The 23,087-nt window shown below is 68.4% G+C and carries 20 protein-coding genes; 10 read left to right on the forward strand and 10 right to left on the reverse strand.

Features of this window, described 5'->3' with window-relative positions:
• Positions 1-804, forward strand: a complete 804-nt coding sequence (locus AC1RAA_RS21175) for an ATP-binding cassette domain-containing protein (protein ID WP_095747145.1) — start codon at positions 1-3, stop codon at positions 802-804.
• Position 805: 1 nt separating this feature from the next.
• Positions 806-1,960, forward strand: coding sequence for an ROK family transcriptional regulator (locus AC1RAA_RS21180; RefSeq protein WP_492730446.1), 1,155 nt, complete (start codon positions 806-808; stop codon positions 1,958-1,960).
• Positions 1,961-1,974: 14 nt separating this feature from the next.
• Here the strand turns inward: AC1RAA_RS21180 and AC1RAA_RS21185 are convergent, their stop codons facing one another.
• Positions 1,975-3,240 carry a helix-turn-helix domain-containing protein gene (locus tag AC1RAA_RS21185; protein ID WP_492730448.1) on the reverse strand — a complete coding sequence of 422 codons (1,266 nt, stop codon included), beginning with the start codon at positions 3,238-3,240 and terminating at the stop codon, positions 1,975-1,977.
• Positions 3,241-3,383: 143 nt separating this feature from the next.
• On the opposite strand from AC1RAA_RS21185, the gene AC1RAA_RS21190 reads away from it, so the two are divergent.
• Positions 3,384-5,516 carry a PQQ-dependent dehydrogenase, methanol/ethanol family gene (locus AC1RAA_RS21190; RefSeq protein ID WP_062473911.1) on the forward strand — a complete coding sequence of 711 codons (2,133 nt, stop codon included), beginning with the start codon at positions 3,384-3,386 and terminating at the stop codon, positions 5,514-5,516.
• Positions 5,517-5,580: 64 nt separating this feature from the next.
• Here AC1RAA_RS21190 and AC1RAA_RS21195 read toward each other — a convergent pair whose 3' ends face one another.
• Entirely contained in the window at positions 5,581-6,564 is a 984-nt protein-coding gene (locus AC1RAA_RS21195) for a helix-turn-helix transcriptional regulator (RefSeq protein ID WP_062473909.1), read from the reverse strand.
• A 181-nt stretch (positions 6,565-6,745) separates the two neighbouring features.
• Here AC1RAA_RS21195 and AC1RAA_RS21200 point away from each other — a divergent pair, with 181 nt between their 5' ends.
• On the forward strand, positions 6,746-8,872 hold the full coding sequence (locus tag AC1RAA_RS21200; RefSeq protein ID WP_492730450.1) for a carboxypeptidase regulatory-like domain-containing protein: 2,127 nt from the start codon (positions 6,746-6,748) through the stop codon (positions 8,870-8,872).
• A gap of 79 nt (positions 8,873-8,951) precedes the next feature.
• Here the strand turns inward: AC1RAA_RS21200 and AC1RAA_RS21205 are convergent, their stop codons facing one another.
• A complete protein-coding gene (locus AC1RAA_RS21205; protein ID WP_070062994.1) occupies positions 8,952-9,926 on the reverse strand; it encodes a tripartite tricarboxylate transporter substrate-binding protein in 975 nt (324 codons plus the stop codon).
• A gap of 204 nt (positions 9,927-10,130) precedes the next feature.
• Here AC1RAA_RS21205 and AC1RAA_RS21210 point away from each other — a divergent pair, with 204 nt between their 5' ends.
• Together AC1RAA_RS21210 and AC1RAA_RS21215 are read left to right on the forward strand one after the other, a co-directional pair.
• Positions 10,131-11,315, forward strand: a complete 1,185-nt coding sequence (locus tag AC1RAA_RS21210) for a M48 family metalloprotease (RefSeq protein WP_492730452.1) — start codon at positions 10,131-10,133, stop codon at positions 11,313-11,315.
• A 16-nt stretch (positions 11,316-11,331) separates the two neighbouring features.
• Positions 11,332-12,282 (forward strand): hypothetical protein, encoded by a 951-nt coding sequence (locus AC1RAA_RS21215; protein ID WP_492730454.1) that lies wholly within the window; start codon positions 11,332-11,334, stop codon positions 12,280-12,282.
• Here AC1RAA_RS21215 and AC1RAA_RS21220 read toward each other — a convergent pair.
• The 7 genes from AC1RAA_RS21220 to AC1RAA_RS21250 form a co-directional block, all read right to left on the reverse strand.
• Complete coding sequence (locus AC1RAA_RS21220) at positions 12,273-13,520, reverse strand: phenylacetate--CoA ligase family protein (RefSeq protein WP_307581995.1); 1,248 nt, start codon at positions 13,518-13,520, stop codon at positions 12,273-12,275. The two genes, AC1RAA_RS21215 and AC1RAA_RS21220, sit on opposite strands and share 10 nt — an antisense overlap.
• A gap of 46 nt (positions 13,521-13,566) precedes the next feature.
• Positions 13,567-14,379, reverse strand: a complete 813-nt coding sequence (locus tag AC1RAA_RS21225) for an ABC transporter ATP-binding protein (protein WP_062473897.1) — start codon at positions 14,377-14,379, stop codon at positions 13,567-13,569.
• An 85-nt stretch (positions 14,380-14,464) separates the two neighbouring features.
• Entirely contained in the window at positions 14,465-15,796 is a 1,332-nt protein-coding gene (locus tag AC1RAA_RS21230; protein ID WP_062473894.1) for an ABC transporter substrate-binding protein, read from the reverse strand.
• A gap of 67 nt (positions 15,797-15,863) precedes the next feature.
• Positions 15,864-16,928 (reverse strand): branched-chain amino acid ABC transporter permease, encoded by a 1,065-nt coding sequence (locus AC1RAA_RS21235; RefSeq protein WP_062473892.1) that lies wholly within the window; start codon positions 16,926-16,928, stop codon positions 15,864-15,866.
• A gap of 5 nt (positions 16,929-16,933) precedes the next feature.
• Entirely contained in the window at positions 16,934-17,863 is a 930-nt protein-coding gene (locus tag AC1RAA_RS21240; protein ID WP_070062998.1) for a branched-chain amino acid ABC transporter permease, read from the reverse strand.
• 2 nt (positions 17,864-17,865) lie between these two features.
• Entirely contained in the window at positions 17,866-18,651 is a 786-nt protein-coding gene (locus AC1RAA_RS21245; protein ID WP_062473888.1) for an ABC transporter ATP-binding protein, read from the reverse strand.
• Entirely contained in the window at positions 18,648-20,612 is a 1,965-nt protein-coding gene (locus AC1RAA_RS21250; protein ID WP_492730456.1) for an AMP-dependent synthetase/ligase, read from the reverse strand. Before AC1RAA_RS21250 ends, AC1RAA_RS21245 begins: the two co-directional genes overlap by 4 nt.
• 84 nt (positions 20,613-20,696) lie before the next feature.
• On the opposite strand from AC1RAA_RS21250, the gene AC1RAA_RS21255 reads away from it, so the two are divergent.
• From AC1RAA_RS21255 to AC1RAA_RS21270, 4 genes are read left to right on the forward strand one after another with little or no spacing between them, the layout of a single operon-like run.
• Complete coding sequence (locus tag AC1RAA_RS21255; RefSeq protein WP_492730458.1) at positions 20,697-21,461, forward strand: Crp/Fnr family transcriptional regulator; 765 nt, start codon at positions 20,697-20,699, stop codon at positions 21,459-21,461.
• A gap of 11 nt (positions 21,462-21,472) precedes the next feature.
• Positions 21,473-21,952, forward strand: coding sequence for a hypothetical protein (locus tag AC1RAA_RS21260; protein ID WP_062473882.1), 480 nt, complete (start codon positions 21,473-21,475; stop codon positions 21,950-21,952).
• Positions 21,953-22,010: 58 nt separating this feature from the next.
• On the forward strand, positions 22,011-22,784 hold the full coding sequence (locus AC1RAA_RS21265; protein ID WP_492730460.1) for an SDR family NAD(P)-dependent oxidoreductase: 774 nt from the start codon (positions 22,011-22,013) through the stop codon (positions 22,782-22,784).
• Between the two features lie 16 nt (positions 22,785-22,800).
• The gene (locus tag AC1RAA_RS21270; RefSeq protein WP_062473877.1) at positions 22,801-23,058 is read left to right on the forward strand and encodes a hypothetical protein; all 258 of its coding nucleotides are present in this window, start codon (positions 22,801-22,803) and stop codon (positions 23,056-23,058) included.
• The last annotated feature ends 29 nt before the right edge of the window (positions 23,059-23,087 follow it).

The following is a 23,087-nucleotide window of genomic DNA, read 5'->3' on the forward strand; positions in this document are numbered from 1 at the left end:
ATGGCCGACATCGACAAGACAAAACCGCTGGTCGAGCTGCGCGAGATCCGCAAGGCCTTCGGCGGCGTGAAGGCCGTGGACGGCGTGAGCATCAACCTCTACCCCGGCGAAGTGGTGGCGCTCCTGGGCCACAACGGCGCGGGCAAGTCCACGCTGATGAAGATGCTCGCGGGCGCCTACCCGATCGATTCGGGCGACACGCTCATCGCCGGCGAGAAGGTCCACATCCGCACGCCCGCCGAGGCGCAGGCGCAGGGCATCGAGACCATCTACCAGACGCTCGCGCTGGCCGACAACCTCGACTCGGTGGCCAACCTTTTTCTGGGCCGCGAGAAGATGACGGCGTGGAACACGCTGGACGACCACTTCATGGAAGTGCAGGCGCGCAAGGTGTTCCAGCGCCTGAACAAGAACTTCACCAACATCCGCATCCCGGTGCGGCGCCTGTCGGGCGGGCAGCGGCAGGTGGTGGCGATTTCGCGCGCGCTGTACTTCAACGCGCGCATCCTCATCATGGACGAGCCCTGCGCCGCGCTCGGCCCCGAAGAGACGGCGATGGTCGGGCGCCTGGTCAAGCAGCTGAAGGACGACGGCGTCGGCATCTTCCTCATCACGCACGACATGCCCGACGTGTTCTCGCTGAGCGACCGGCTCGCGGTGATGAAGAACGGCAAGCTCGTGGGCACCTACCGCACGGCCGACGTGACCGAGGACGAGGTGCTCGGGATGATCATTGCCGGCAAGCGGCCCGAGGGACGCGAACAGGCGCACCACGCAGCAACCGCGGCCACCGCAGCGGCATGACATGAAGACCATCGGCGACCAGCAGCTGCTCAAGCGCCTGAACCGCAGCGTGCTGCTGCGGTTGCTGCGCGCGCAGCCGGGCTTGTCGCGTGCGCGCCTTGCGAGCGAAAGCGGGCTCACCAAGTCGACCGTGAGCCTGCTGGTGCGCGAGCTGCTCGACGAGGGCTGGTTGAGCGAATCGGGCGCGGCCGTGGCCGACGGGCTCGGGCGGCCGTCCACGCCGCTGCAGATCAACGTCGGCGTGCGCGCGCTGATGGGCGTGGAGATCGCCGTCGAAACGCTGCGCCTCGTGTGCGTCTCGCTGCAGGGCGAGGTGCTGCATGCGCAGGCCGAGCCGCTGGACGACGGCGCGCCGGCCCGCGTGTGCGCGCAGCTCGCGCGCATGGCGGCGGCGGCGCATGCGCAGCTCGACCAGCGCGGCCTGCGCCTGTCGAGCATCGGCGTGTGCGTGCCCGGCGCGGTGGACGACTGCACGGGCGTCGTGCGCTTCGCGCCCAACCTCGGCTGGCGCAACGTGAACCTGCTGCCCGCGCTCGAAAAGGCGCTGGCAGCGGCGGGCCTGCCGGGCGTCACCGTGCAACTGCAGAACGACGCCGATGCCGCCGCGCTCGGCGAGTACGAGTTTGCCGCGGGCGAGGGCGAAGACCCGCTGATCTTCGTCAACAGCGACGTCGGCGTGGGCGCGGGCGTGGTGCTGAACGACCGCCTCTTCACCGGCGCGCAAGGCATGGCCGGCGAGATCGGCCACACCATCCTGCAGTTGGACGGCCCGCTGTGCTCGTGCGGCCGGCGCGGCTGCGCCGAAGCCTTCTTCGGTTCGCGCGTGCTGGCGCGCGAGGGCGCGGACATGGCGCGCGCCGCTGCGTTCTTCGGCGTGCTGCTGCAGAACCTGTGGGTCACCTTCAACCCGCGCGCGATCGTGCTCGGGGGCAAGGTCTGCGCCGAGCATCCGGAGTTCGCGCAGGCGGCGTTCGAAGGCGTGAAGGGGCATGCGGAGCGTGCCGGCATGCCTGCGCCGGAACTGCGCACCGCGCGCTACGAAGAACTCGCGCCCGCGGTGGGAGCAGCGGCGCTCGCGTTGCACGACTACCTGCGGCCGCTGCAGCCCGATGCGAAGGCGCGCCGCGCGCGTGCGCTGGCGCGCGCCGGCGCCTGAACCTGCGCCGTCCGTCAGTCCGCTGCTGCGCTGCTGCTGTCGTCGTCGCGCCAGCCGCGCAGCCGCCGGTACAGCGTGCCACGCGACACGCGCAACTGCCGCGCCGCCTGCGACACGTTGCCGCCGTGCGCCGCGAGCGTGTCCTCGATCAGCTTGCGGCTGTGTTCGCGCAGGGTTTCGGTGGGCGGCACCGGCTCGATGTCGCTGGCGGGTGCAAGCGCCACGGGCGGCTGCGCCTGCACGTCGATCGCCACGGGCGCATCGACCGGTGCGCTCGCCATGTCGGGCATCGCCACCGCGTGCCGGAAGTCCGCGCCGTCCGCGCCCTTGAGCTGCGCCTGCATCCACACGCCGAGCCCGCTCGCCAGCCGCAGCGGCTGCGCGGCCTCGCGCCGGCCCAGCCGCAGCAGGCTCGCGAGGTCGTGGCCCAGCAGGCATTCCACGTCGCGGTCGTCGGGGGCTTCGGGCAGCCGCCCCAGCAGCCGCGCGCCGGCGTTGTTGAGCCACGCGATGGTGCCGTCGGGCGCGATGCCCGCGAGCGCCTCGAGCGGCGTGCCCAGCAGCGTGGGGCTGGCCTGGAAGCGCAGGATCAGGTGGTCGCGCGACTGCGCCTGCAGCAACCGGTTCTCGATGATGGTGGCGTGCAGCGCCACCATCGAGGCCGCGTCGAAGCCGAAGCGGCGCGCCTCCACCGTGAGGTCGAGCACGCCCGCGAGCTGGCCGCTCACGTCGCGGATCGGCGCCGCGGCGCATTGCATGTGGCACAGCACGTCGTAGTAGTGCTCGGCGCCGTCCACGGTGCAGGCCTGCCCGGTGCTGGCCACGATGCCCGGCGCCGTGGTGCCCACCACGCGCTCGGAAATGTTCACGCCCAGGCGTGCGGTCTGGCGCAGCACGGGCTGGTGCGTGCCGGCGGGCTGGCTCGTGACGTGCACCACCACGCCGTCGCGGTCGGTGAGGATCACGCGGCAGTCGGTGCCCGCGAGCATGTGCTCCATCTGCGCGAGCTCGTGCCGCGCCACGTCGAGCAGCTCGCGGTTGCGCGCGAGCGTGGTGTGCAGCCGGCTGGGCGTGACGGCGTCGAAGGCCACCACGCGCTGCCGGTCGGCGTGGGTGCGGCTGCAGCGCATCCACGACTGGATGACCGCCTCGCCGACCAGCCCCGAGGGGCGCACGCCTTCTTCGAAAAACTGCTGCCGCGCCAGCGCCACGCGCTGCGCCGGCGTGCTGGCAAAGAGTTGGCGCGGCGCATCCGCCGTGCCGAGCCTGTCGAGCGCCATGGGTTCGCCACCTCTTCCGGGTTCAGGGACCCTCTCGAATGTGTTCCGCAATGGAACAAGGCTTGATTGGGGAAATCCCGGGGGTGAAGGCCGATGCCGTGCGAACGATCCTTGGGGCAGAACGAAGAAGGAGACAGACCCCGATGAAGACGACAACGACACAGCCTCTTTCCGGGCGGCGCCTGCTTGCGGGCGCCTTGCTGTGCCTGGGCCTGGCGGCCCCGGCGCTGGCCCAGACGGCCGCCAGCCCGCAGGACCGCGCCGGCGCGGCCGCCAAGCGCGTCGACGGCAACTTCGTGCGCGCCAACGCGGCGAAGAAGACGCCCGACTGGCCCAGCTACGGGCTCGACTACGCCGAGTCGCGCTTCAGCAAACTCGACCAGGTCAACACCGGCAACGTGAAGCAGCTCGGGCTGGTCTGGTCGTACAACCTCGAATCGACGCGCGGCGTGGAAGCCACGCCGCTGGTGGTCGACGGCATCATGTACGTCACGGCCTCGTGGAGCATCGTGCATGCGATCGACACGCGCACCGGGCAGAAGATCTGGACCTTCGATCCGCAGGTCGACCGCACGAAGGGCTTCAGGGGCTGCTGCGACGTGGTCAACCGCGGCGTGGCGCTGTACGAGGGCCGCGTCTACGTGGCCGCCTACGACGGCCGCCTGATCGCGCTCGACGCCGCCACCGGCCAGAAGGTGTGGGAGAAGAACACCATCGAGGGCCAGAAGGGCAGCTACACCATCACCGGCGCGCCGCGCGTGTTCAAGGGCAAGGTGATCATCGGCAACGGCGGTGCCGAGTACGGCGTGCGCGGCTACGTCACCGCCTACGACGCGAAGACCGGCGACCAGAAGTGGCGCTGGTTCGTGGTGCCCGGCGACCCGAGCAAGCCCTTCGAAGACGAGTCGATGGCGCGCGCCGCCAAGACCTGGGACCCGAGCGGCAAGTACTGGGAGGCCGGCGGCGGCGGCACCGCCTGGGACAGCTTCGCCTTCGACCCCGAACTCAACCTGATGTACGTGGGCACCGGCAACGGCTCGCCCTGGGCGGCCAAGGCGCGCAGCCCCAAGGGCGGCGACAACCTGTACCTGGGCTCGGTGGTCGCGCTCGACCCCGACACCGGCAAGTACAAGTGGCACTACCAGGAGACGCCCGGCGACAACTGGGACTACACCTCCACGCAGTCGATGATCCTGGCCGACGTCAAGCTGAACGGCAAGGCGCGCAAGGTGCTGCTGCACGCGCCCAAGAACGGCTTCTTCTTCGTCATCGACCGCACCAACGGCAAGTTCATCTCGGCGAAGAACTTCGTCGCGGTCAACTGGGCAACGGGCTACGACAAGAACGGCCGGCCCATCGAGGTCCCCGCCGCGCGGCAGAACGAGAAGCCGGGCGACAGCATCCCGGGCCCGTTCGGCGCGCACAACTGGCATCCGATGTCCTACAACCCGCAGACCGGCCTGGCCTACCTGCCGGCCCAGCACGTGCCGATCAACCTGATGGACGACAAGGCCTGGAAGTTCGACGAGAACGCGCCCGGCCGGCCGCACGCGGCGCTGGGCTGGAACCTGGGCAAGTTCGCCAACGTCGAGCCGCCCACGAGCAAGCCCTTCGGCCGCCTCGTGGCCTGGGACCCCATCAAGCAGAAGGAAGCCTGGGGCGTGGACTACGCCTCGCCGTGGAACGGCGGCACGCTGACCACCGCCGGCGACCTGGTGTTCCAGGGCACGGCCGACGGGCGCCTGGTGGCCTACCACGCCAAGACCGGCGAGAAGCTGTGGGAAACGCCCACCGGCACCGGCGTGGTGGCGGCGCCCGCGACCTACATGGTGGACGGCAAGCAGTACGTGTCGGTGGCCGTGGGCTGGGGCGGCGTGTACGGCCTGGCGCAGCGCGCCACCGAGCGCCAAGGCCCGGGCACGGTCTACACCTTCGCGGTCGGCGGCACGGCCAAGATGCCCGCGTTCGTCGAGTACCGCATGGCCAAGCTGGTGCAGGGCGTGAAGTACGACCCCGCCAAGGTCCAGGCCGGCACCATGCTGTACGTGAGCAACTGCGTGTTCTGCCACGGCGTGCCGGGCGTGGACCGCGGCGGCAACATCCCGAACCTGGGCTACCTCGACCCGGCCTACATCGAGAACCTCGACAAGTTCGTGCTCAAGGGCCCGGCCATGTCGCGCGGCATGCCCGACTTCACGGGCAAGCTCTCGGGCGACGACATCGAGAGCATCAAGGCCTTCATCCAGGGCACGGCAGACGCGATCCGGCCGAAGTAGAGGCATCGCGGACTCAAACAGAAAAGGCGCCGACGGCGCCTTTTCTTTTGGGGCAGGGCGCTGGTCAGCCCGCCAGCCGCAGCTCGTGGATCAACCCCGCCACGTTGCCCACCTGCAGCTTGTCGTAGATCGACTGGATGTGGTTGCGCACCGTGGCCGGCGAGCGGTTCAGGATGGCGGCCACTTCCTTGTGGGTGTCGCCGCGCGCCAGCAGCTCGGCGATGGTGTGCTCGCGCGGCGTGAGGCTGTCGGCGCGGCAGCGGTGGCGGCACTTGAGGAACAGCAGGCGCTGCTCGACGCGGTGCGTGACCACGATCTCGCGCCCGTTGAAGCGCGCGTGGCCCTGCAGGAAGTGCTGCAGCAGCGCATCGGGCAGCGTGCGGCCGTGCCAGGCCGGCCACTCGGCCTTCAGCATGGCCTCGAACAGCCGGTCGGCGTGGTACAGCACGCCGCGCAGGTCGCCGATGGCCGAGCCGCCGGGCGACGCGCTGCCCGCCTCGAGGCGGTCCAGGTGCATCACGCGGTTCAGCGCCAGCGCCTGCATCACGTGCGGCGCGAGGCTGGCGAGCAGTTGCCGCTCTTCCTCCGTGCCGTGGGCTTCCGGGTCGGCGCGGAACAGGCTGAGCCAGTGGACGAAGCTCGTCTGCGGGTTCGAATCCGAGGTGATGAAGAAGTTGGCCTGCTCGAAGCGGCGGCCGTAGTCGCGCAGCTCGGCCTGGTCGTCGCGGCAGAACCACGCCTGCGCATTGAAGGCGAGCGTGGCGTTCGACTGCTTGGCCACCTCGCCGGCGGCCGTGTCCATGTGCTTGACCTGCTCGTAGGCCGTGACCATCTCGAGCGGCTGGTTGTGCAGGTGGATCGTGTGGATGTCGATGCCGTGGTCGGTGCGGGTGGCGGTACCCCACATCGACGAGTCGAAGGGCAGCACGGGCTTGAGGAGGTCGAGCGCGGCGTCCTGGAAGGCGTCGATGGGTAGCTCGTGCGAGAGGCGGTACAGCCGCAACAGGAGGTCGCTGAAGTCGCGCGGGACACCGGCCGTGAAGGTCATGCGGGGAGTCTTCCAGTCCCGCCGCTGCATGCCCATCCCATGTTCCGGTGACGCGCGCGGGGCTCGGCCGTGCGGTTTCAAGAATGGTGCATTTGCATCATTTGATTTCCAAAAGCGAAAGCTATTGTTTGCAGCGCCCTCGGTTGCTGCCCAGGCCCTTTCCCTTTTCGAGAGACCCACGATGCCCCACCCCACCTCCAGAATCCCCCACGCCCTGTCCCTTGCCACCCTGTTGATCCTCGGCGCCTGCGGCGGCGGTGGGGGTGGCGGAGGCGGCGGTGGTTTCGCGTTCCCCGTCGGTACGGGCGGCAACGGCGGCACGCCGCCCGCCGCCGAATCGCCCGGCACGCTGAGCGGCACCGTGGCCACCGGCGCGGCCTTTGCCGGCGCCGCGCTCACCGTGTTCGACCAGACCGGCGCCAAGGTCTGCGAAGTGACCGTGCCGGCCGAAGGCACCTACAGCTGCGTGCTGCCCGCGGGCACCAAGGCGCCGCTGGTGATCCAGGCCGTGCGCGACGACCTCACGCTCTACAGCACCACCGCCAGCACCGCCACCGGCACCACCAACGTCACGCCGCTGACCACCGTGGTGGTGGCGCAGCTGTCGCCCAACGGCGATCCGTCGAAGCTCGCCGCCGCGGTGCAGGCCGATGCCGGCGCCGTCACACCGGGCGCCATCAGCGACCAGGTGGCGAAGCTCGTGGCCGCGCTCAAGCCGCTGCTGGACGCGCTCAACACCAGCATCGACCCGATGAGCGGCACCTTCCAGGCCAACGGCACGGGCCAGGACCGTGTGCTCGACACGCTGAACGTCTCGGTGCGCCCCGACGGCACGGCCGCCAACATCGAGATCACCGTCAAGGCGCAGCCCGCGAGCGAAGAGAGCGCGCCCGTGTCCATCGTCTTTCGCACCGGCGAGAGCAGCATCGCGCCGCTGCCCGCGGTCGATGCCGCGGCCCTCGTGCAGCCGCCCACGCCGGCGATGGTCAAGGACCTGCTGGACCGCCTCAATGCCTGCTACGCGCTGCCGCTGAACGAGCGCGTGGACAGCACCATCGGCTCCGACGGCAACGCCTTCGGCGAGGCCGCCGACGTGGTCGCGCCGGCCTGCCGTACGCTGTTCGTGGGCGACGACCCGGCCAGCTTCGTCGCGGCCGGCCTGCACATCGGGCGCGCGTCGAGCGGCCCGCGCCGGCCTTTCGAAAGCCTGTTCCGCTTCGGCCCCACGAACCTGAAGCACGACCGCGGCAACTTCGAATACTTCCATCCGGGCGGCGACATCGCGCTCACCTACCGCTGGACCGACAGCGTGGGCAACACCGACAACGACGTGTTCAACGCCAGGATCGTGAACGGCGCGCTCAAGCTCACCGGCAACAGCAACGCCTACCGCGCCGCCGTGCGCCCGCAGCAGGAGCTGAAGGACTTCCTCAAGCACGCGAACCTGAAGTACCACGCCGCGGGCTACAACGTGTCAGTGGACAACGTGCTCGACGGCAACGGCGACTCGATCTTCACGAAGGTGGTGGCCACCTCGTCCGCGCTGCCGGGCCGTGAACTGGTCCTCGTGCCCCGGGCCGGACTGACCACCCTGGTGCTCACCACCGACGGCACCGCCAACGGCGCGCTGAACTCCTCGCTGTGGCGCATGGCCGCGCGCTACGTGGACCCGGCGCAAGGCGGCAACCCGAGCAGCGTCGAGTCCGGCAATCTCTTCGCAGCGCCGCAGTTCGACGACGCGCAGCTGAGCGCCATTCCTGACCAGGCGGTCTGGAAGCTCGAGTTCTTCCTAGCGGCCGGCGGGACCAACCCGGTGCAGTACGTGCGCACCTTCTCGCGCGCACCGACCCTTGCCGAGGCCGTGCAACTGCCGACCGTGGAAATGACGCCGGCCCTGCGCGCCGAGCTGATGCAGGAAATCGACGGCGTTCCGCGCGGCATCGTGTTCGGCGCGCCGGTGCCGTCCGACCCCAGTGCCAACAACATCGACTTCAGCGCCGAGGGCAACCTCGACGGCTGGGCCGTGCCCAGCGGCGCCTACGCCCCGACCACCTTCCTGGTGGCCGGCCGTGGCCCGAACAACAACCGCTTCACCGACTCGATCACCGTGCGCACCTCGGCGCGCAAGGCCGTCATCTACTGCCAGCCGGTGAACTCGCCGAGCGACAACCACTGCGTGAGCGTCGGCAACAACGCCTACCAATACGCGCAGGGCTCGTCGGTCAGCAGCTTCATCTTCACGGCACGCACCGCGCGCCAGGTCGATGTGCGCAAGAACTTCGAGGTGTGGACCTACTCGCCTCCCTGATTCTCTTCCTGCTGTCACCGCATGAAAAAAGCCGCCGACCCGAAAGGGCCGGCGGCTTTTTCTTGAGAGGCCGAAAGAATCAGTCCGCGTACACGCCAGCGGCCTTGATGATCGGACCCCACTTGGCGATTTCAGCCGAGACGAACTTCTTGTGCTCGGCCGGCTCGACGCGCTTGTCGGTGGTGATCACGGCGCCCAGGCCTTCCTGGCGCTTGATGAAGGCCGGGTCCTTCATGGCGGCCTTGATGGCCTCGTTGACCTTCTTCAGCACCGGTGCGGGCGTGCCCTTGGGGGCGTACACGCCGTGCCAGATCGACACTTCGAAGCCCTTCAGGCCCGACTCGTCGAGCGTGGGCAGGTCTTTCAGCGCGGGCGTGCTCAGTCGCTTGCTGGTGGTCACGGCGTAGGCCTTGACCTTCTTGGCCTCGATCTGCGACGTGGTGTTGGTGGTCTGGTCGCACAGCAGGTCGATCTGGCCGCCCAGCAGGTCGGCGATGGCCGGCGCGGTGCCCTTGTACGGCACGGGCGTCATCTCGATCTTCAGCGCGCTCTGGAACAGCAGGCCGCACAGGTGCGAGGCGGCGCCCAGGCCGGCGTTGCCCAGGTTGATCTTGCCCTTGTTGGCATTGATCCAGGTCGTCAGTTCCTTGTAGTTGTTGGCGGGCAGGCCGGGCTTGCCGATGAGCGTCATCGGCACTTCATTGACCATGCCGAGGTATTCGAAGTCGTTCTCGACGTTGAACGGCAGCTTGCGGTACAGCGCCGGCATCGTCGACATGCCGATGTGGTTCAGCAGCAGCGTGTAGCCGTCGGGGTTGGCGCGCGCCACCTTGGCGGTGCCGATCGAGCTGCCGGCGCCGGCGGTGTTGTCCACGATGATCGTCGTGCCCAGCGTCTTCTGCAGCGATTCGGCCAGGTCGCGGGCCACGCGGTCGGTCGGGCCGCCGGCAGAGAAAGGCACCACCAGCGTCACGGGCTTGCCTGCGGGGAAATCCTGGGCGTGTGCGCCGACGGCGGCCGCGGCAATCGCCGCGAGGGCAAACAGTTTCTTCATGATGTCTCCGACGGAGTTTTTAAATGGAAAGGGTCGCGATCTTATCGGCTGACCGGGGGCTGACCCATACCGAATAGCCCTTAGGAATGTCACCGTTTTCGCCCCATGCTGGGGCATGATCACGCCCGTCCCGCGCACCCGCGCCGGGGTGACCACAACCACAAACAGGCCAGCCCGACGGGCGGCATCGAGGAGAAGAAACCAATGGATCCCTGGGTCTATCCGCGCGAGCGTTGGCTCGGCAAACTCACGCTCGTTCTGGGCCTGCTGGCCTGGACGCTGATCGTCGTCGGCACGCTGGGCATTGCGCTGCTGTACGTGCTGCTGGGCTTCATCGGCTACGTGTTCGCGCAGTCGGCGGTCATCGCCTGGATCAAGGGCACGGGCGTGAAGCTGTCGCCCCAGCAGCTGCCCGAGCTGCACGCGCGCTTCGTCGACTGCTGCACCCGCCTGGGCATCGCGCAGCCGCCCGAGGCCTACCTGCTGCACGGCGACGGCATGTTCAACGCCTTCGCCACGCGCTTCTTCGGCCGCAACTTCGTGGTGCTGCTGTCCGACGTGGTCGACGCCATGGAGGCGCAGCCCGACGGCATCCACTTCTACATGGGCCACGAGCTGGGCCACATCCGCCGCGGCCACCTCACGGGCCACATCTGGCGCGCGCCCGTGCTCTGGCTGCCGCTCCTGGGCGCGGCCTATGCGCGCGCCAAGGAATACACCTGCGACCTGCACGGCGCCGCCTGCTGCCGCGAGGTCGACTCCGCGCCGCGCGCGCTGGTGGCGCTGGCCGCCGGCGCGCAGCAGTGGCGCAACGTGAACCTGCAGCGCTACGCCGCCCAGTCGAGCGGCAACCGCGGCTTCTGGGGCTCGTTCCACGAACTCATCGGCGGCTACCCCTGGCTCACCAAGCGCGTCGCGCGCGCCATCGACCCGGGCGCCAAGCTGCCCGAGCGCAACCCGGTGGCCTACCTGCTCGCGCTCTTCGTGCCGTATGCCGGCCGGGCCGGCGGCGGCGCGGCGGGGGTGCTGATCGTGGTGGCTGTCATCGGCGTCATGGCGGCTGCAGCCATCCCGGCCTACCAGGAGTACCAGACCCGCGCCGTTGTCGCGCAGGCCTGGTCCGAGGGCGCGCCGGTGCGCAACGCGCTCACGCGCCACTATGAAGAAAAGGCCGAAATCCCCGACACCCTGGCCGCCGTCGGCCTGCCGGAGAACCTGCCCAACGGCGCCACCCTCACGCTCGACCCCGACAGCATGGTGGTGGAGGTGGCCACGACCAAGGGCACGCTGCGCATGGAGCCGTCGTCGACCGACCGGGGCATCGCGTGGCATTGCAGCGCGGGTGACGGGTTGAAGGAGAAGGCGTTGCCGGCGAGCTGCAAGAAGTAGCCGGGCATTGGCCCTGATGACGTCCCCCGCTTCCATCGCACACGCGTGGCGCCTGCCGCGCGACTTCGCGCTCATCACCGTGGCGGTCGAAGCGGCCATCGTGGGGGTCCGCTTCGGCCGGCAGCTGTGGTCCGGCTCGGAGGACAGCGGCTATGGCCTGGATGTGTGGTTGGGCATGGCGGCCAACCTCGCGATGGCCTGGGTGCTGTCGGCGGCATTGGCCTGGAGCCATGCCCGCCAGGCGCTGGAAGTTCGCGGTGCCGCGCGCCTGGCGCAGCTGCGCGGCCCGCGTGTGCGCCTTGCCGGCGCCTATCTCATCGTGCGGGTGCTCGAGTACTTCGTGCTGAGCCCGTGGCTCTACGGGCTGGAGCTGCTCTACATGCCCGGCGGCCGACTGGTGCAACTGGCGATGCTGGTGCTGGGTGTGTGGCTGGCGACCTGGGTCGCGCTGAGGCAGGGCGCCCGGGCACCGGCCGCGTCGTCGTTCGATGCCGACGCCGAGGCGCCCCCGGGCGCATCGCCGGGCCGGGCCACGGTGGCGCGGTTGATCGCTGCCGTGTCCGCGTCGATCCAGGTGTGGTGCGTGATGGCCGTGGACCCGTGGAACGAGGTCGAAAGGACCTTGAATCGCGTGCTGCCCTTCCTGGGCTGGATCGCGCCGCCGCTGGTGCTCTTTGCGCTGGCGTTCTGGGGCGGGTGGCTGGGCCTCGGCCCCGGACCCGTTCCCGCACGCGTCCGGCCCTTCCGGGCCGTGGCGGCGTCGGTGCTCGCCCTGGTGCTGGTGGTGGCGAGCTGCGCGGCCATCTTTCTGGTGGGGCTGGCGCTGGTGCTCGTGCCGTCGTCGACCAGCATGGCCGGCCTCGGCGGCCTGATCGTGCTGGCCGCCGCCCTCGTGCCGCTCTACTTCGCACTGACCGTGCTGCTCACACGCTTCGTCACGCGCCGCCTGTACCGCCCCTACTTGTAGCTGCGCGCGTCCTCGATCACCTTGCCGTCGTTCGGCAGGGTGCCCGGCGCCACCAGCTCGATGGTGCCGCGCAGCTTGGTCACTTCGCGCACCGCGTCGGCAATGCGCGCGTCGAGCCCGGCCGGAGCGCCGGCGCATTCGAGCTTGAAGGTCATCTGGTCGTCGCCCATCTCGCCCGACACCACGAGCCGCGCGCGCACGATCTCGGGAAAGCGCCGCACGACCTCGGCGACCTGCGAGGGGTGCACGAACATGCCGCGCACCTTGGTGGTCTGGTCGGCGCGGCCGAGCCAGCCCTTGATGCGCTTGTTGGTGCGGCCCGTGGGGCAGGTGCCCGCGAGCACGGCCGAGAGATCGCCGGTGCCGAAGCGCACCAGCGGGTAGTCGGGGTTGAAGGTGGTGACGACGATCTCGCCCACCTCGCCGTCGGGCACCGGGTCGCCGGTGCCGGGGCGCACGATCTCGACCAGCACGCCTTCGTCGATCACCAGGCCCTGGCGCGCGCTGGTTTCGTAGGCGATGAGGCCCAGGTCGGCGGTCGCGTAGCACTGGATGCCCTGCACGCCGTGCGCGGCGATCCAGTCGTGCAGGCTGGGCGGAAAGGCCTCGCCGGACACCAGCGCCTTGGTGAACCACGGCAGCTTCTGACCCTTCTCTTCGGCCTTCTCCAGCAGGATCTTCAGGAAGCTCGGCGTGCCCGCGTAGCCGTCGGGCTTGAGGTCGACGATGGCTTCGAGCTGCTGCTCGGTCTGGCCCGTGCCGCCCGCGAAGATGGTGCAGCCCATGGCGTGCGCGCCGCTTTCCATGATCGAGCCGGCCGGCGTCATGTGGTAGCTGAAGCTGTTGTGGATCAGCTCGCCGCTGCGAAAGCCCGCCGCATGCAGCGCCCGCGCGGTGCGCCAGTAGTCGCGCGCCTCGCCCTCGGGTTCGTAGATGGTGCCGGGGCTCGCGAAGATGCGCGGCATGCGCGGCCCGCGCACGATCGACGCAAAGCCGCCGAAGGGGTCGTCGGCGCGGCGCGCCTTCTGCAGCTCGAGCAGTTCCGACTTGCGGGTGACGGGCAGCTTCGCGAGCGCTTCGCGCGAGGTGACGTCGGCGGGCTTCACGCCGTCGAGGATCTTCGTGAAGGCGGACGTTGCAGTCTGCGCCTGGGCGATCTGCTTGGGCAGCGCGGCCAGCAGGTCACGTTCGCGTTCGGCGGGGTCGCGGATTTCCAGTTGGTCGTAGTGGTCGTTCATGTCCGTACCCTTCGTCTATCGATTCGGTCGCTCTGGGGTGGGTACTTCAGGCCAGCCAACGCTTGCGGCGCTTGTAGCTCTTGACGTCACGGAAGCTCTTGCGGTCTGCGCCGCCCACGCCGAGGTAGAACTCCTTCACGTCCTCGTTCTCGCGCAGGCTCTTGGCCTCGCCGTCCATCACGATGCGGCCGTTCTCCAGGATGTAGCCGTAGTCGGCGTAGCGCAGCGCCATGTTGGTGTTCTGCTCGGCCAGCAGGAAGGTCACTTTTTCCTTGGTGTTCAGGTCTTTGACGATCTCGAACACCTCTTCCACGATCTGCGGCGCCAGGCCCATCGAGGGCTCGTCCAGCAGCACCATGGTCGGGTTGGCCATCAGCGCGCGGCCGATGGCGCACATCTGCTGTTCGCCACCCGAGGTGTAGGCCGCCTGCGAGGTGCGGCGCGTCTTCAGGCGCGGGAAATACGCATACACCTTCTCCAGCGTCTCCTGCACCGAGGCCTTGCCATCGGTGCGCGTGTAGGCGCCGGTCATCAGGTTCTCTTCGATGGTCAGGTGGGCGAAGCAGTGGCGGCCTTCCATCACCTGGATCAGCCCGCGCTTGACCAGCTCGGCCGGCGACAGCGCCTCGATGCGCTCGCCGCGCAGCTCGATGGTGCCCTTGGTCACGGCGCCGCGTTCGCCCGCGAGCAGGTTGCTCACGGCGCGCAGCGTGGTCGTCTTGCCGGCGCCGTTGCCGCCGAGCAGCGCGACGATGCCGCTTTCGGGCACGGTCAGCGACACGCCCTTGAGCACGAGGATCACGTGGTTGTAGATGACCTCGATGCCGTTGACGTTGAGAAGGATCTTGGGTTCGCTCATGGTGTGGTCCGAAGCATTCGCAAGAACGGCACATCGCCGTCCTTGCGAATGGCGGCTCTTGCGAGCCGCCACGGCACTCAGTGCATCAGGATTGGCAGTCGGCTGCTTCGCGGCGGGTGAGCTTCTTCTCGCCGGCGTACTTGTCTGCGGCTGCCTTCACCATCGGCTTGATGATCTGGCTGTCGGCCTCGTACCAGTCGGACATGCCGCCCCACTTGGCGCCGTCCCAGGTGTGCACGCGCGCCCAGGTCGAGCCCATGTGGTCCTGGCACGAGGTGCTCACCGGACGCATCACGCCCGAGAAGCCCAGCGCGTCAAGCTTCTTCTGGTCGAGCGCGAGGTTCTCCATGCCCCAGCGCACCTGCTCGCCGGTCATGACCTTGCCCTTGCCGAAGCGCTCCTGCGCACGACGCACGGCCTCGATGGTCAGCATCTGGATGATCACGCCGCGCGTGTAGAGCACCGAGCCCACTTCGTCCTTCGGACCCGTGCCCTGGCCCTTGTCGTGCACCTGCTTGAGGATGTCCTGGATCACCTTGGGCTGCGTGCCCGAGGTGTTCAGCGCCAGCGCGTTGTAGCCCTTGGCGTTGGCGCCCACGTCCTTCACGTCGGGTTCGGCGCCGGCCCACCACACGCCGTACATCTTCTCGCGCGGGTAGCCCGTGGCCACGGCTTCCTTCAGGGCGGTGGAGTTCATCACGCCCCAGCCCCACAGCAGCACGAAGTCGGGACGCGACTGGCGCACCTGCAGCCAGGCCGACTTCTGTTCCACGCCCGGCGCGGTCACGGGGATCAGCGACAGCTCGAAGCCGTTCTGCTTGGCGCGCTCCTGCAGCAGCGGGATCGGCTCCTTGCCGAACGGCGAGTCGTGGTACACGAGGGCGATCTTCTTGCCCTTGAGCTTGTCCATGCCGCCTTCTTTTTTGCCGATGTGCTGGATCAGGATGTCGGCCGCGGTCCAGTAGGAGCCCATGAGCGGGAAGTTCCACTTGAACACGCCGCCGTCCTGCGAGGCCGACAGGCCGTAGCCCAGCGTGATGAGCGGGATCTTGTCGGTGGGCACCTTGTCGGTCAGCGCGAAGGTGATGCCGGTGGCCTGCGGGTCGAACAGCGTCACGCCCGGGCGGCCCTTCAGGCGCTCGTAGCATTCCACGCCCTTGTCGGTGGCGTAGCCGGTTTCGCATTCCTCGTACGTGATCTTCACGCCGTTGATTCCACCGGTGGCGTTGATGTACTTGATGTAGTCCTGCTTGCCGTTGGCCCAGGGCGTGCCGTTGGGCGCGTAGGGGCCGGTGCGGTACACCAGCAGCGGGAAGAACTGTTCCTTGGCCTGGGCCTGCGCGAGCGAAGGCGCGAAGGCCGCGCCGAGGGTGCTGGCCACCAGGGCGGCGGTCAGAGCGAGCGATTTCAGTGTCATGCCTGTCTCCTTTTGTGGGCACCTCGGTGCCGGGTTTTTACGAACGAACAACAACGAACCAGAACTGTCAGTGCGGGAAGGGCCACAGCCGCAGCTTTTCCTTGGCCGTGGACCACAGCCGTGCCAGGCCGTGCGGCTCCACGATCAGGAAGAACACGATCAGCGCGCCGAAGATCATGGTCTCCAGGTGCGAGGCCAGTGCGGTCGAGATCGAGAAGCCCAGCCACCCCGGCAACTGGTTCAGGAAGAGCGGCAGCAGCACGATGAAGGCGGCGCCGAAGAAGCTGCCCATGATCGAGCCGAGCCCGCCGATGATCACCATGAACAGCAGCTGGAACGAACGGTCGATGCTGAACGCCGCCGGCTCCCACGCGCCCAGGTGAATGAAGCCCCACAGCGCGCCGGCCACGCCGACGATGAAGCTGCTCACCGCGAAGGCCGTGAGCTTGGCGTACACCGGGCGGATGCCGATCACCGCGGCGGCCACGTCCATGTCGCGCATCGCCATCCATTCGCGGCCGATGGCGCTGCGCACCAGGTTCTTGGCGAGCAGTGCGAACACCACCACGAAGATCAGGCAGAACAGGTACTTCTGCACCGGCGACTCGATCGGCACGCCGAACACGTTCAGCCCCGCCACGCTCACCGAGCCCGACGACGAGTTGTTGGTGAACCACTGGATGCGCAGGAAGGCCCAGTCGGTGAAGAACTGCGCGGCCAGCGTGGCCACCGCCAGGTACAGGCCCTTGATGCGCAGGCTCGGAATGCCGAACAGCACGCCGATCACCGTGGCGCACAGCCCGCCCAGCAGCAGCGAGGCGATGAGCGGCATGCCGTCGATGCGCACCTGGAAGTTGTAGGCCGCGTACGCGCCCACCGCCATGAAAGCGCCGGTGCCCAGCGAGATCTGGCCGCAGTAGCCGACCAGGATGTTCAGGCCGAGCGCCGCCAGCGACAGGATCAGGAAGGGCGTGAGGATGGCGCGCATCCAGTAGTCGGACACGCCCATCGGCACCACGACGAACGCCACGAGCAGCAGCACCAGGATCGCCAGGCGGTCCTGCGCGATCGGGAAGATCTGTTGGTCGGCGCGGTAGCTCGACTTGAACTGGCCGTTTTCTCTGTAGAACATGTCAGTCAGACCCGATCGATGATTTTTTCGCCGAACAGGCCTTGCGGGCGAACCAGCAAGAAGACCAGTGCCAGCACGTAGGCAAACCAGATCTCGATGCCGCCACCGAGCATGGGGCCGAGATAGATTTCAGACAGCTTCTCGCCGACACCGATCAGCAGGCCGCCGATGATGGCGCCGGGGATCGAGGTCAGCCCGCCGAGGATCACCACCGGCAGAGCTTTGAGCGCCACCAGCGAGAGCGAGAACTGCACGCCGAGCTTGGAGCCCCAGATGATCCCGGCCACCAGGGCCGAGAAACCGGCCACCGACCACACGATCACCCAGATGCGCGACAGCGGAATGCCGATCGATTGCGCGGCCTGGTGGTCGTCGGCCACCGCGCGCAGCGCCCGGCCCGTGGCGGTCTTCTGGAAGAAGATGGCCAGCACCACCACCAGTGCGGCGGACACCAGCGCGGCGATCAGGTCTTCCTGGCTCAGCAGCAGGCCGCCCTGGAAGGTGCCTTCGAGCACCATCAGCGGTTCCTTGGGCATGCCCACGTCGATCTTGTAGATGTCGTTGCCGAAGATCGTCTGGCCCACGCCGTCGAGAAAGTAGGCGATGCCCAGCGTGGCCATCAGGAGTGTGATGCCTTCCTGGTTCACCAGCTTGCTCAGCGCCAGCCGTTCGATGAGCCAGGCCACCACGATCATCACCGCCATCGCGGCGATGAAGGCCAGGATGTTCGCGAGGATCTGGCTCTGGAAGCCGAACCACTGCGGGAACCACTCGGCGAAGCGCGCCATGGCCAGCGCCGCGAACAGCACCATCGCGCCCTGCGCGAAGTTGAAGACGCCCGAGGCCTTGTAGATCAGCACGAAGCCGATCGCGATCAGCGAATACAGCATGCCGACCATGAGGCCGCCGAAAAGGGTTTCGAGGAAAAATCCCATGGTCAATGCTCCACGCCGAGGTACGCCCGGATCACGTCTTCGTTGTTCCGAACTTCATCCGGCGTGCCGTCGCCGATCTTCTTGCCGTAGTCCAGCACCACCACGCGGTCGGAGATGTCCATCACCACGCCCATGTCGTGCTCGATGAGCACGATGGTCGCGCCGAACTCGTCGTTCACGTCGAGGATGAAGCGGCTCATGTCCTGCTTCTCTTCGACGTTCATGCCGGCCATGGGTTCGTCCAGCAGCAGCACCTGCGGCTCCATCGCCAGCGCGCGGCCGAGGTCCACGCGCTTTTGCAGGCCGTAGGGCAGGCGGCCCACCGGCGTCTTGCGGTGCGCCTGGATTTCCAGGAAGTCGATGATGTGCTCGACGAACTCGCGGTGCTGCAGCTCCTCGCGTTCGGCCGGGCCCCAGCGCAGCGCCTGTGCGAACAGGCCGCTCTTCATCTTGAGGTTGCGCCCGGTCATGATGTTGTCGAGCACGCTCATGCCCTTGAACAGCGCCAGGTTCTGGAAGGTGCGCGCCACGCCCATCTCGGCCACCTGGCGCGAGTTCATGTGCTTGAAGGTCTGGCCGCGGAAGGTGATGGAGCCCTGCTGCGGCCAGTACACGCCGTTGATGCAGTTCAGCATCGAGCTCTTGCCCGCGCCGTTGGGGCCGATGATGGCCCGCACCTCGTGCTCGCGCACGTTGAAGCTGATGTCGGTCAACGCCTTCACGCCGCCGAAGCTCAGGCTGATGTTCTGGACGTCGAGGATGACGTCGCCAATTTTTCGATTGCTCATGCGGCGGCCTTCACGATGGGGAAGGTCTTGGCGTCGTTGATCTTCAGCGTGGCGCTGACAACCCCCGTGCGTCCGTCCTCGAACTTGACCTGGGTCTCGATGTACTGCGCGGTCTTGCCGCCGTACAGCGCGTCGACCAGCACGGCGTATTTCTCGGCGATGAAGCCGCGGCGCACCTTGCGCGTGCGGGTCAGCTCGTCGTCGTCGGGGTCGAGCTCCTTGTGCAGCACGAGGAAGCGCGCGATCTGCGTCTCGCCCATGCCGTCCTCGGCCGCGAGGTCGGCATTGACCTTGGCGATGCACTCGGCCACCAGCGTCAGCACCTCGGGCTTGCCGGCCAGGTCCACATAGCCGCCGTAGGCCAGGCCGCGGCGCTCGGCCCAGTTGCCGACGGCCTCGAAGTCGATGTTGACGAAGGCGCAGACCTCGTCGCGGCCGTTGCCGAAGCACACGGCTTCCTTGATCTGCGGGAAGAACTTGAGCTTGTTCTCGATGTAGTTGGGCGCAAAGATCGCGCCGCCCACGAGCCGGCCCACGTCCTTGGCGCGATCGATGATGCGCAGGTGCCCTTCGCTGTCGAGCACGCCCGCGTCGCCGGTGTGGAAGTAGCCGTTGGCGTCGAGCACTTCGGCGGTGGCGTCGGGGCGCTTGTAGTACTCCTTGAGCACCGACACGCCGCGCACCAGCACCTCGCCGTCGTCGGCGATCTTCAGCTCGATGCCCGGCGCCGCCGTGCCCACGGTCTGCAGCTTGACCTTGCCGTCCTGCTGCAGGCACACGTAGGCGCAGGTCTCGGTCTGGCCGTAGAACTGCTTGAGGTTCACGCCGATCGAGCGGTAGAAGCGGAACAGGTCGGGCCCGATGGCCGCGCCGGCCGTGTAGGCCACGCGGATGCGGCTCATGCCCAGCACGTTGCGCAGCGGGCCGTAGATCAGCAGGTTGCCCAGGCTGTACATGACGCGGTCGCCGGTGCTCACGGGCGCGCCGTTGAGGATGTCGGCGCCCACGCGCTGTGCCAGCGCCATGAACTTCGCGTACAGCCAGCGCTTGGGCGCGGCCGCGTCTTCCATGCGGATCGACACGGCCGTGAGCAGGCCTTCGAAGGTGCGCGGTGGGCCGAAGTAGTAGCTCGGGCCGATCTCGCGCATGTCGTTCATCACCGTCTCGGCCGACTCGGGGCAGTTGAGCGTGAAGCCGCCCACCAGCCACTGCGCCACCGAGAACAGGTGGTCGCCCACCCACGCCATCGGCAGGTAGCTCATGATGTTGTCGCCGGGGCCGAGCTTGTCGGTCTCGACGCCGCCGCGCCCCGCCGCGATGAAGCTGGCGTGCGTCTGGCACACGCCCTTGGGGCGGCCGGTGGTGCCCGAGGTGTAGAGGATCACGCCGACGTCGGACGCCTCGCCGCTCGCCACGGCGCGGTCGTAGTAGCCGGCGTTGGCCTTGTCGAAGGCCCGGCCCAGCTCGCGCAGCTGCTCGTAGCTCATGAGCCCCGGCTGCTCGTAGTGGCGCAGGCCCTTCGGGTCGTCGTAGATGATGTGGCGGATGCCCTGCTGCTGGCCCTCCTGGCCTTGCTGCAGTTCGCGGCATTCGAGCAGCTTGTCGACCTGCTCCTGGTCTTCGACGATGACGAACTCGATGCACGCGTCGTTCAGCATGAAGACCATCTCGCTGGCGACCGCGTCCTGGTACAGCGGCACGGGCACGCCGCGCAGGCTTTGCGCGGCGAGCACGGCCATGTACAGGTGCGGCCGGTTGGCACCGACGATCGCAAGGTTGTCGAAGGCCTTGAAGCCAAGGCTTGCCAGACCGCAGGCCATCTCGCGCACTTCCTGCGCCACGGCGTTCCAGGTCCAGGTTTGCCAGATGCCAAGGTCTTTTTCGCGCACGGCGGGAGCCTCGGGACGGGCCTCGGCATGCGCGAGCAGCAGACGGGGGAAGGTGGGGGCGGTGGTTTGCACAGTGGCCGGATCGTAGGTCCCACTTTGACGCCCGGTTGTCGTTCCAACGACAATCCTAGGGACACTACTCCCCGGAGTTTCCCGATGCCTCCTGGCAACCTCACCCCACAGAACGTGCTCGGCGGTTCCATCAAGGACCGCGTGCGCCCTGCCAATGCGGCCGAGCTCGACGGCATTCCGTGGCTGCCCACGCTCACGCCCGCCGAGCGCCGCCGCGCCGAGGCCACGCTCGTGGTGGGCGAGGCCGAGCCCGGCGACCTGGTGTGCCGCGTCGGGCGCTCGCCCACCTACTGGTTCGGCGTGGTCGAGGGCTTGCTGAAGATGAGCAACGACAACGCCGACGGCGGCTCGGTCACCTACACCGGCGTGCCGCCCGGCGGCTGGTTCGGCGAGGGCACGGTGATGAAGCGCGAGCCCTACCGCTACAACATCCAGGCGCTGCGCCGCAGCCTCGTGGCGGGGCTGCCGATCGAGAGCTTCCACTGGCTGCTGGACCACTCCATCGGCTTCAACCGCTTCGTGATGAACCAGCTCAACGAGCGGCTGGGCCAGTTCATCGCGGCGCTGGAGATCGACCGCCTCAACAACCCCGACGCGCGCGTGGCACGCAACCTGGTGTCGCTGTTCAACCCGGTGCTGTACCCCGGCGTGGGCGAGGTCTTGCGCATCACGCAGCAGGAACTGGCGTACCTTGTGGGCCTGTCGCGCCAGCGCGTGAACGAGGCGCTCAATGCGCTGTCGGCACAGGGGCTGATCCGCGTGGAGTACGGTGGCCTGCGCGTGCTCGACCTGCCGGGCCTGCGCGCCACCGCGATGTCCAGCCGCAAGAACAACAGCACCTCGAACTGAAAGAAAAAAACATGGCCCTCTCCGACCACCTGCAGATCGTGCCCGCCGACGCCCAGGCGAGCTTTCTGCCGCCGCAGCAGCAACAGGCCACGCAGGCCCGCAACGAGGAAGACGACGGCCCGACGCTGGAAGAAGCCATCGACCGCGCCGAGGCCTTGGGCGAACAGATCGACGCGCTCAACGAGATCCTGGCGCGCCCGCTCAAGGACATCCTGGCCGACCGCGAGAAGTCGGAAGAGGCCGCGCTGGCCTGGGACCGCTTCGGCGCGATGTGGATGCTGTCGCAGCGCGCCATGCGCCGCGTCGCGCTCGACCTGGCGGCGCAGCTCGGCGTGAGCGAGGAAGAGGTCGTGGCCCGCGCCATGGCGAACGCCAACGCGGTGCTCAACGGCGCGGACGAGGTCGACCTCGGCGGCTCCATCGCACCCGCGCAGCTGCAGCACATCGCCCGGCATCGCAACTTCCTGCGCGCCCAGTTCCGTACCGGCTGACGCGCGCGGCCTTTCGATATCCCTTAGCCTTGCGGCCTTCTCTTGCCCCTACACAACCATGACCACCTCCGCCTCTTCCCACCTCACCGTCATCACCGGCGCCTCGCGCGGCCTGGGCCGTGCCATGGCCGAACAGCTGCTGCAGGCCGGCCACACGGTGCTCGGCATTGCGCGCAAGTCCTCGCCCGAACTCGCCGAAGCCCCCAAGGCGGCCGGCGCCGAACTGACGCAATGGGAGCAGGACCTGTCCGACCCGGTGGCCGCCGCGGCGCGCCTGTCGGACTGGCTGCGCACGCTGGACGGCCAGCGCTTCGACAGCGTCACGCTCATCAACAACGCCGGCACCGTCGGCAACCCCGCGCCGCTGTCGCGCGCCGTGCCGGCCGAACTGGCCCAGGCGCTGCGCATCGGGCTCGAGGCGCCGATGCTGCTCACGGCCGCTTTCCTGGGCGGCACGCGCGAATGGCGCGGCGCGCGCAAGGTGCTGAACATCTCGTCGGGCCTGGGCCGCAACGCCCTGGGCAGCCAGGCGCCGTACTGCGCGGCCAAGGCCGGCATGGACCATTTCTCGCGCGCCGTGGCGCTCGAAGAGGTGCATGCGCCGAACGGCGCGCGCATCGTGTCGCTGGCGCCCGGCATCATCGACACCGACATGCAGGTGCAGCTGCGCGGCGCCTCGGCCGAACAGTTCCCGGACCGCACGCGTTTCGTGAGCATGAAGGAAGAAGGCCGGCTCGACAGCCCCCAGAGCGCGGCGGCCAAGGTGCTCGCCTACCTGGCGCGCGCGGACTTCGGCAGCAACCCCGTGGCCGACGTGCGCGACCCGGCCTGAGCACGGCGACCACATCATGGCCACCGCAAAGTCCATCGACACCGTCGAATACAAGCTCTTCCCATCGCCGAGGAACGTGCACCGCATCGTCTTCGAGCACCAGGTGTTCGTGCCCTACCCGTACGCGCTGATCGTGATGGACGAGTTCTATTTCAAGGGCCGCTACAGCCTGTTCTCGGCCTGCCGCATGAGCGACGGAAAGATGGGGCAGGTGGCGACCTTCGAGGACGCGGCGGACGTCGAGATCTTCAACGCCAAGTTCGTGCCTGATTGAGCTCGCCCCCAGGCTTCGCGCACTTCGTG

The organism is Variovorax sp. GW823-FHT04F07 (genome assembly GCF_058795995.1).

What these genes read in the sequence shown, in the direction of transcription:
- AC1RAA_RS21175 (WP_095747145.1), top strand. Translation starts at nt 1, where the DNA reads ATGGCCGACATCGACAAGACAAAACCGCTGGTCGAGCTGCGCGAGATC.
- AC1RAA_RS21180 (WP_492730446.1), top strand. Translation starts at nt 806, where the DNA reads ATGAAGACCATCGGCGACCAGCAGCTGCTCAAGCGCCTGAACCGCAGC.
- AC1RAA_RS21185 (WP_492730448.1), bottom strand. Translation starts at nt 3,240, where the DNA reads ATGGCGCTCGACAGGCTCGGCACGGCGGATGCGCCGCGCCAACTCTTT.
- AC1RAA_RS21190 (WP_062473911.1), top strand. Translation starts at nt 3,384, where the DNA reads ATGAAGACGACAACGACACAGCCTCTTTCCGGGCGGCGCCTGCTTGCG.
- AC1RAA_RS21195 (WP_062473909.1), bottom strand. Translation starts at nt 6,564, where the DNA reads ATGACCTTCACGGCCGGTGTCCCGCGCGACTTCAGCGACCTCCTGTTG.
- AC1RAA_RS21200 (WP_492730450.1), top strand. Translation starts at nt 6,746, where the DNA reads ATGCCCCACCCCACCTCCAGAATCCCCCACGCCCTGTCCCTTGCCACC.
- AC1RAA_RS21205 (WP_070062994.1), bottom strand. Translation starts at nt 9,926, where the DNA reads ATGAAGAAACTGTTTGCCCTCGCGGCGATTGCCGCGGCCGCCGTCGGC.
- AC1RAA_RS21210 (WP_492730452.1), top strand. Translation starts at nt 10,131, where the DNA reads ATGGATCCCTGGGTCTATCCGCGCGAGCGTTGGCTCGGCAAACTCACG.
- AC1RAA_RS21215 (WP_492730454.1), top strand. Translation starts at nt 11,332, where the DNA reads ATGACGTCCCCCGCTTCCATCGCACACGCGTGGCGCCTGCCGCGCGAC.
- AC1RAA_RS21220 (WP_307581995.1), bottom strand. Translation starts at nt 13,520, where the DNA reads ATGAACGACCACTACGACCAACTGGAAATCCGCGACCCCGCCGAACGC.
- AC1RAA_RS21225 (WP_062473897.1), bottom strand. Translation starts at nt 14,379, where the DNA reads ATGAGCGAACCCAAGATCCTTCTCAACGTCAACGGCATCGAGGTCATC.
- AC1RAA_RS21230 (WP_062473894.1), bottom strand. Translation starts at nt 15,796, where the DNA reads ATGACACTGAAATCGCTCGCTCTGACCGCCGCCCTGGTGGCCAGCACC.
- AC1RAA_RS21235 (WP_062473892.1), bottom strand. Translation starts at nt 16,928, where the DNA reads ATGTTCTACAGAGAAAACGGCCAGTTCAAGTCGAGCTACCGCGCCGAC.
- AC1RAA_RS21240 (WP_070062998.1), bottom strand. Translation starts at nt 17,863, where the DNA reads ATGGGATTTTTCCTCGAAACCCTTTTCGGCGGCCTCATGGTCGGCATG.
- AC1RAA_RS21245 (WP_062473888.1), bottom strand. Translation starts at nt 18,651, where the DNA reads ATGAGCAATCGAAAAATTGGCGACGTCATCCTCGACGTCCAGAACATC.
- AC1RAA_RS21255 (WP_492730458.1), top strand. Translation starts at nt 20,697, where the DNA reads ATGCCTCCTGGCAACCTCACCCCACAGAACGTGCTCGGCGGTTCCATC.
- AC1RAA_RS21260 (WP_062473882.1), top strand. Translation starts at nt 21,473, where the DNA reads ATGGCCCTCTCCGACCACCTGCAGATCGTGCCCGCCGACGCCCAGGCG.
- AC1RAA_RS21265 (WP_492730460.1), top strand. Translation starts at nt 22,011, where the DNA reads ATGACCACCTCCGCCTCTTCCCACCTCACCGTCATCACCGGCGCCTCG.
- AC1RAA_RS21270 (WP_062473877.1), top strand. Translation starts at nt 22,801, where the DNA reads ATGGCCACCGCAAAGTCCATCGACACCGTCGAATACAAGCTCTTCCCA.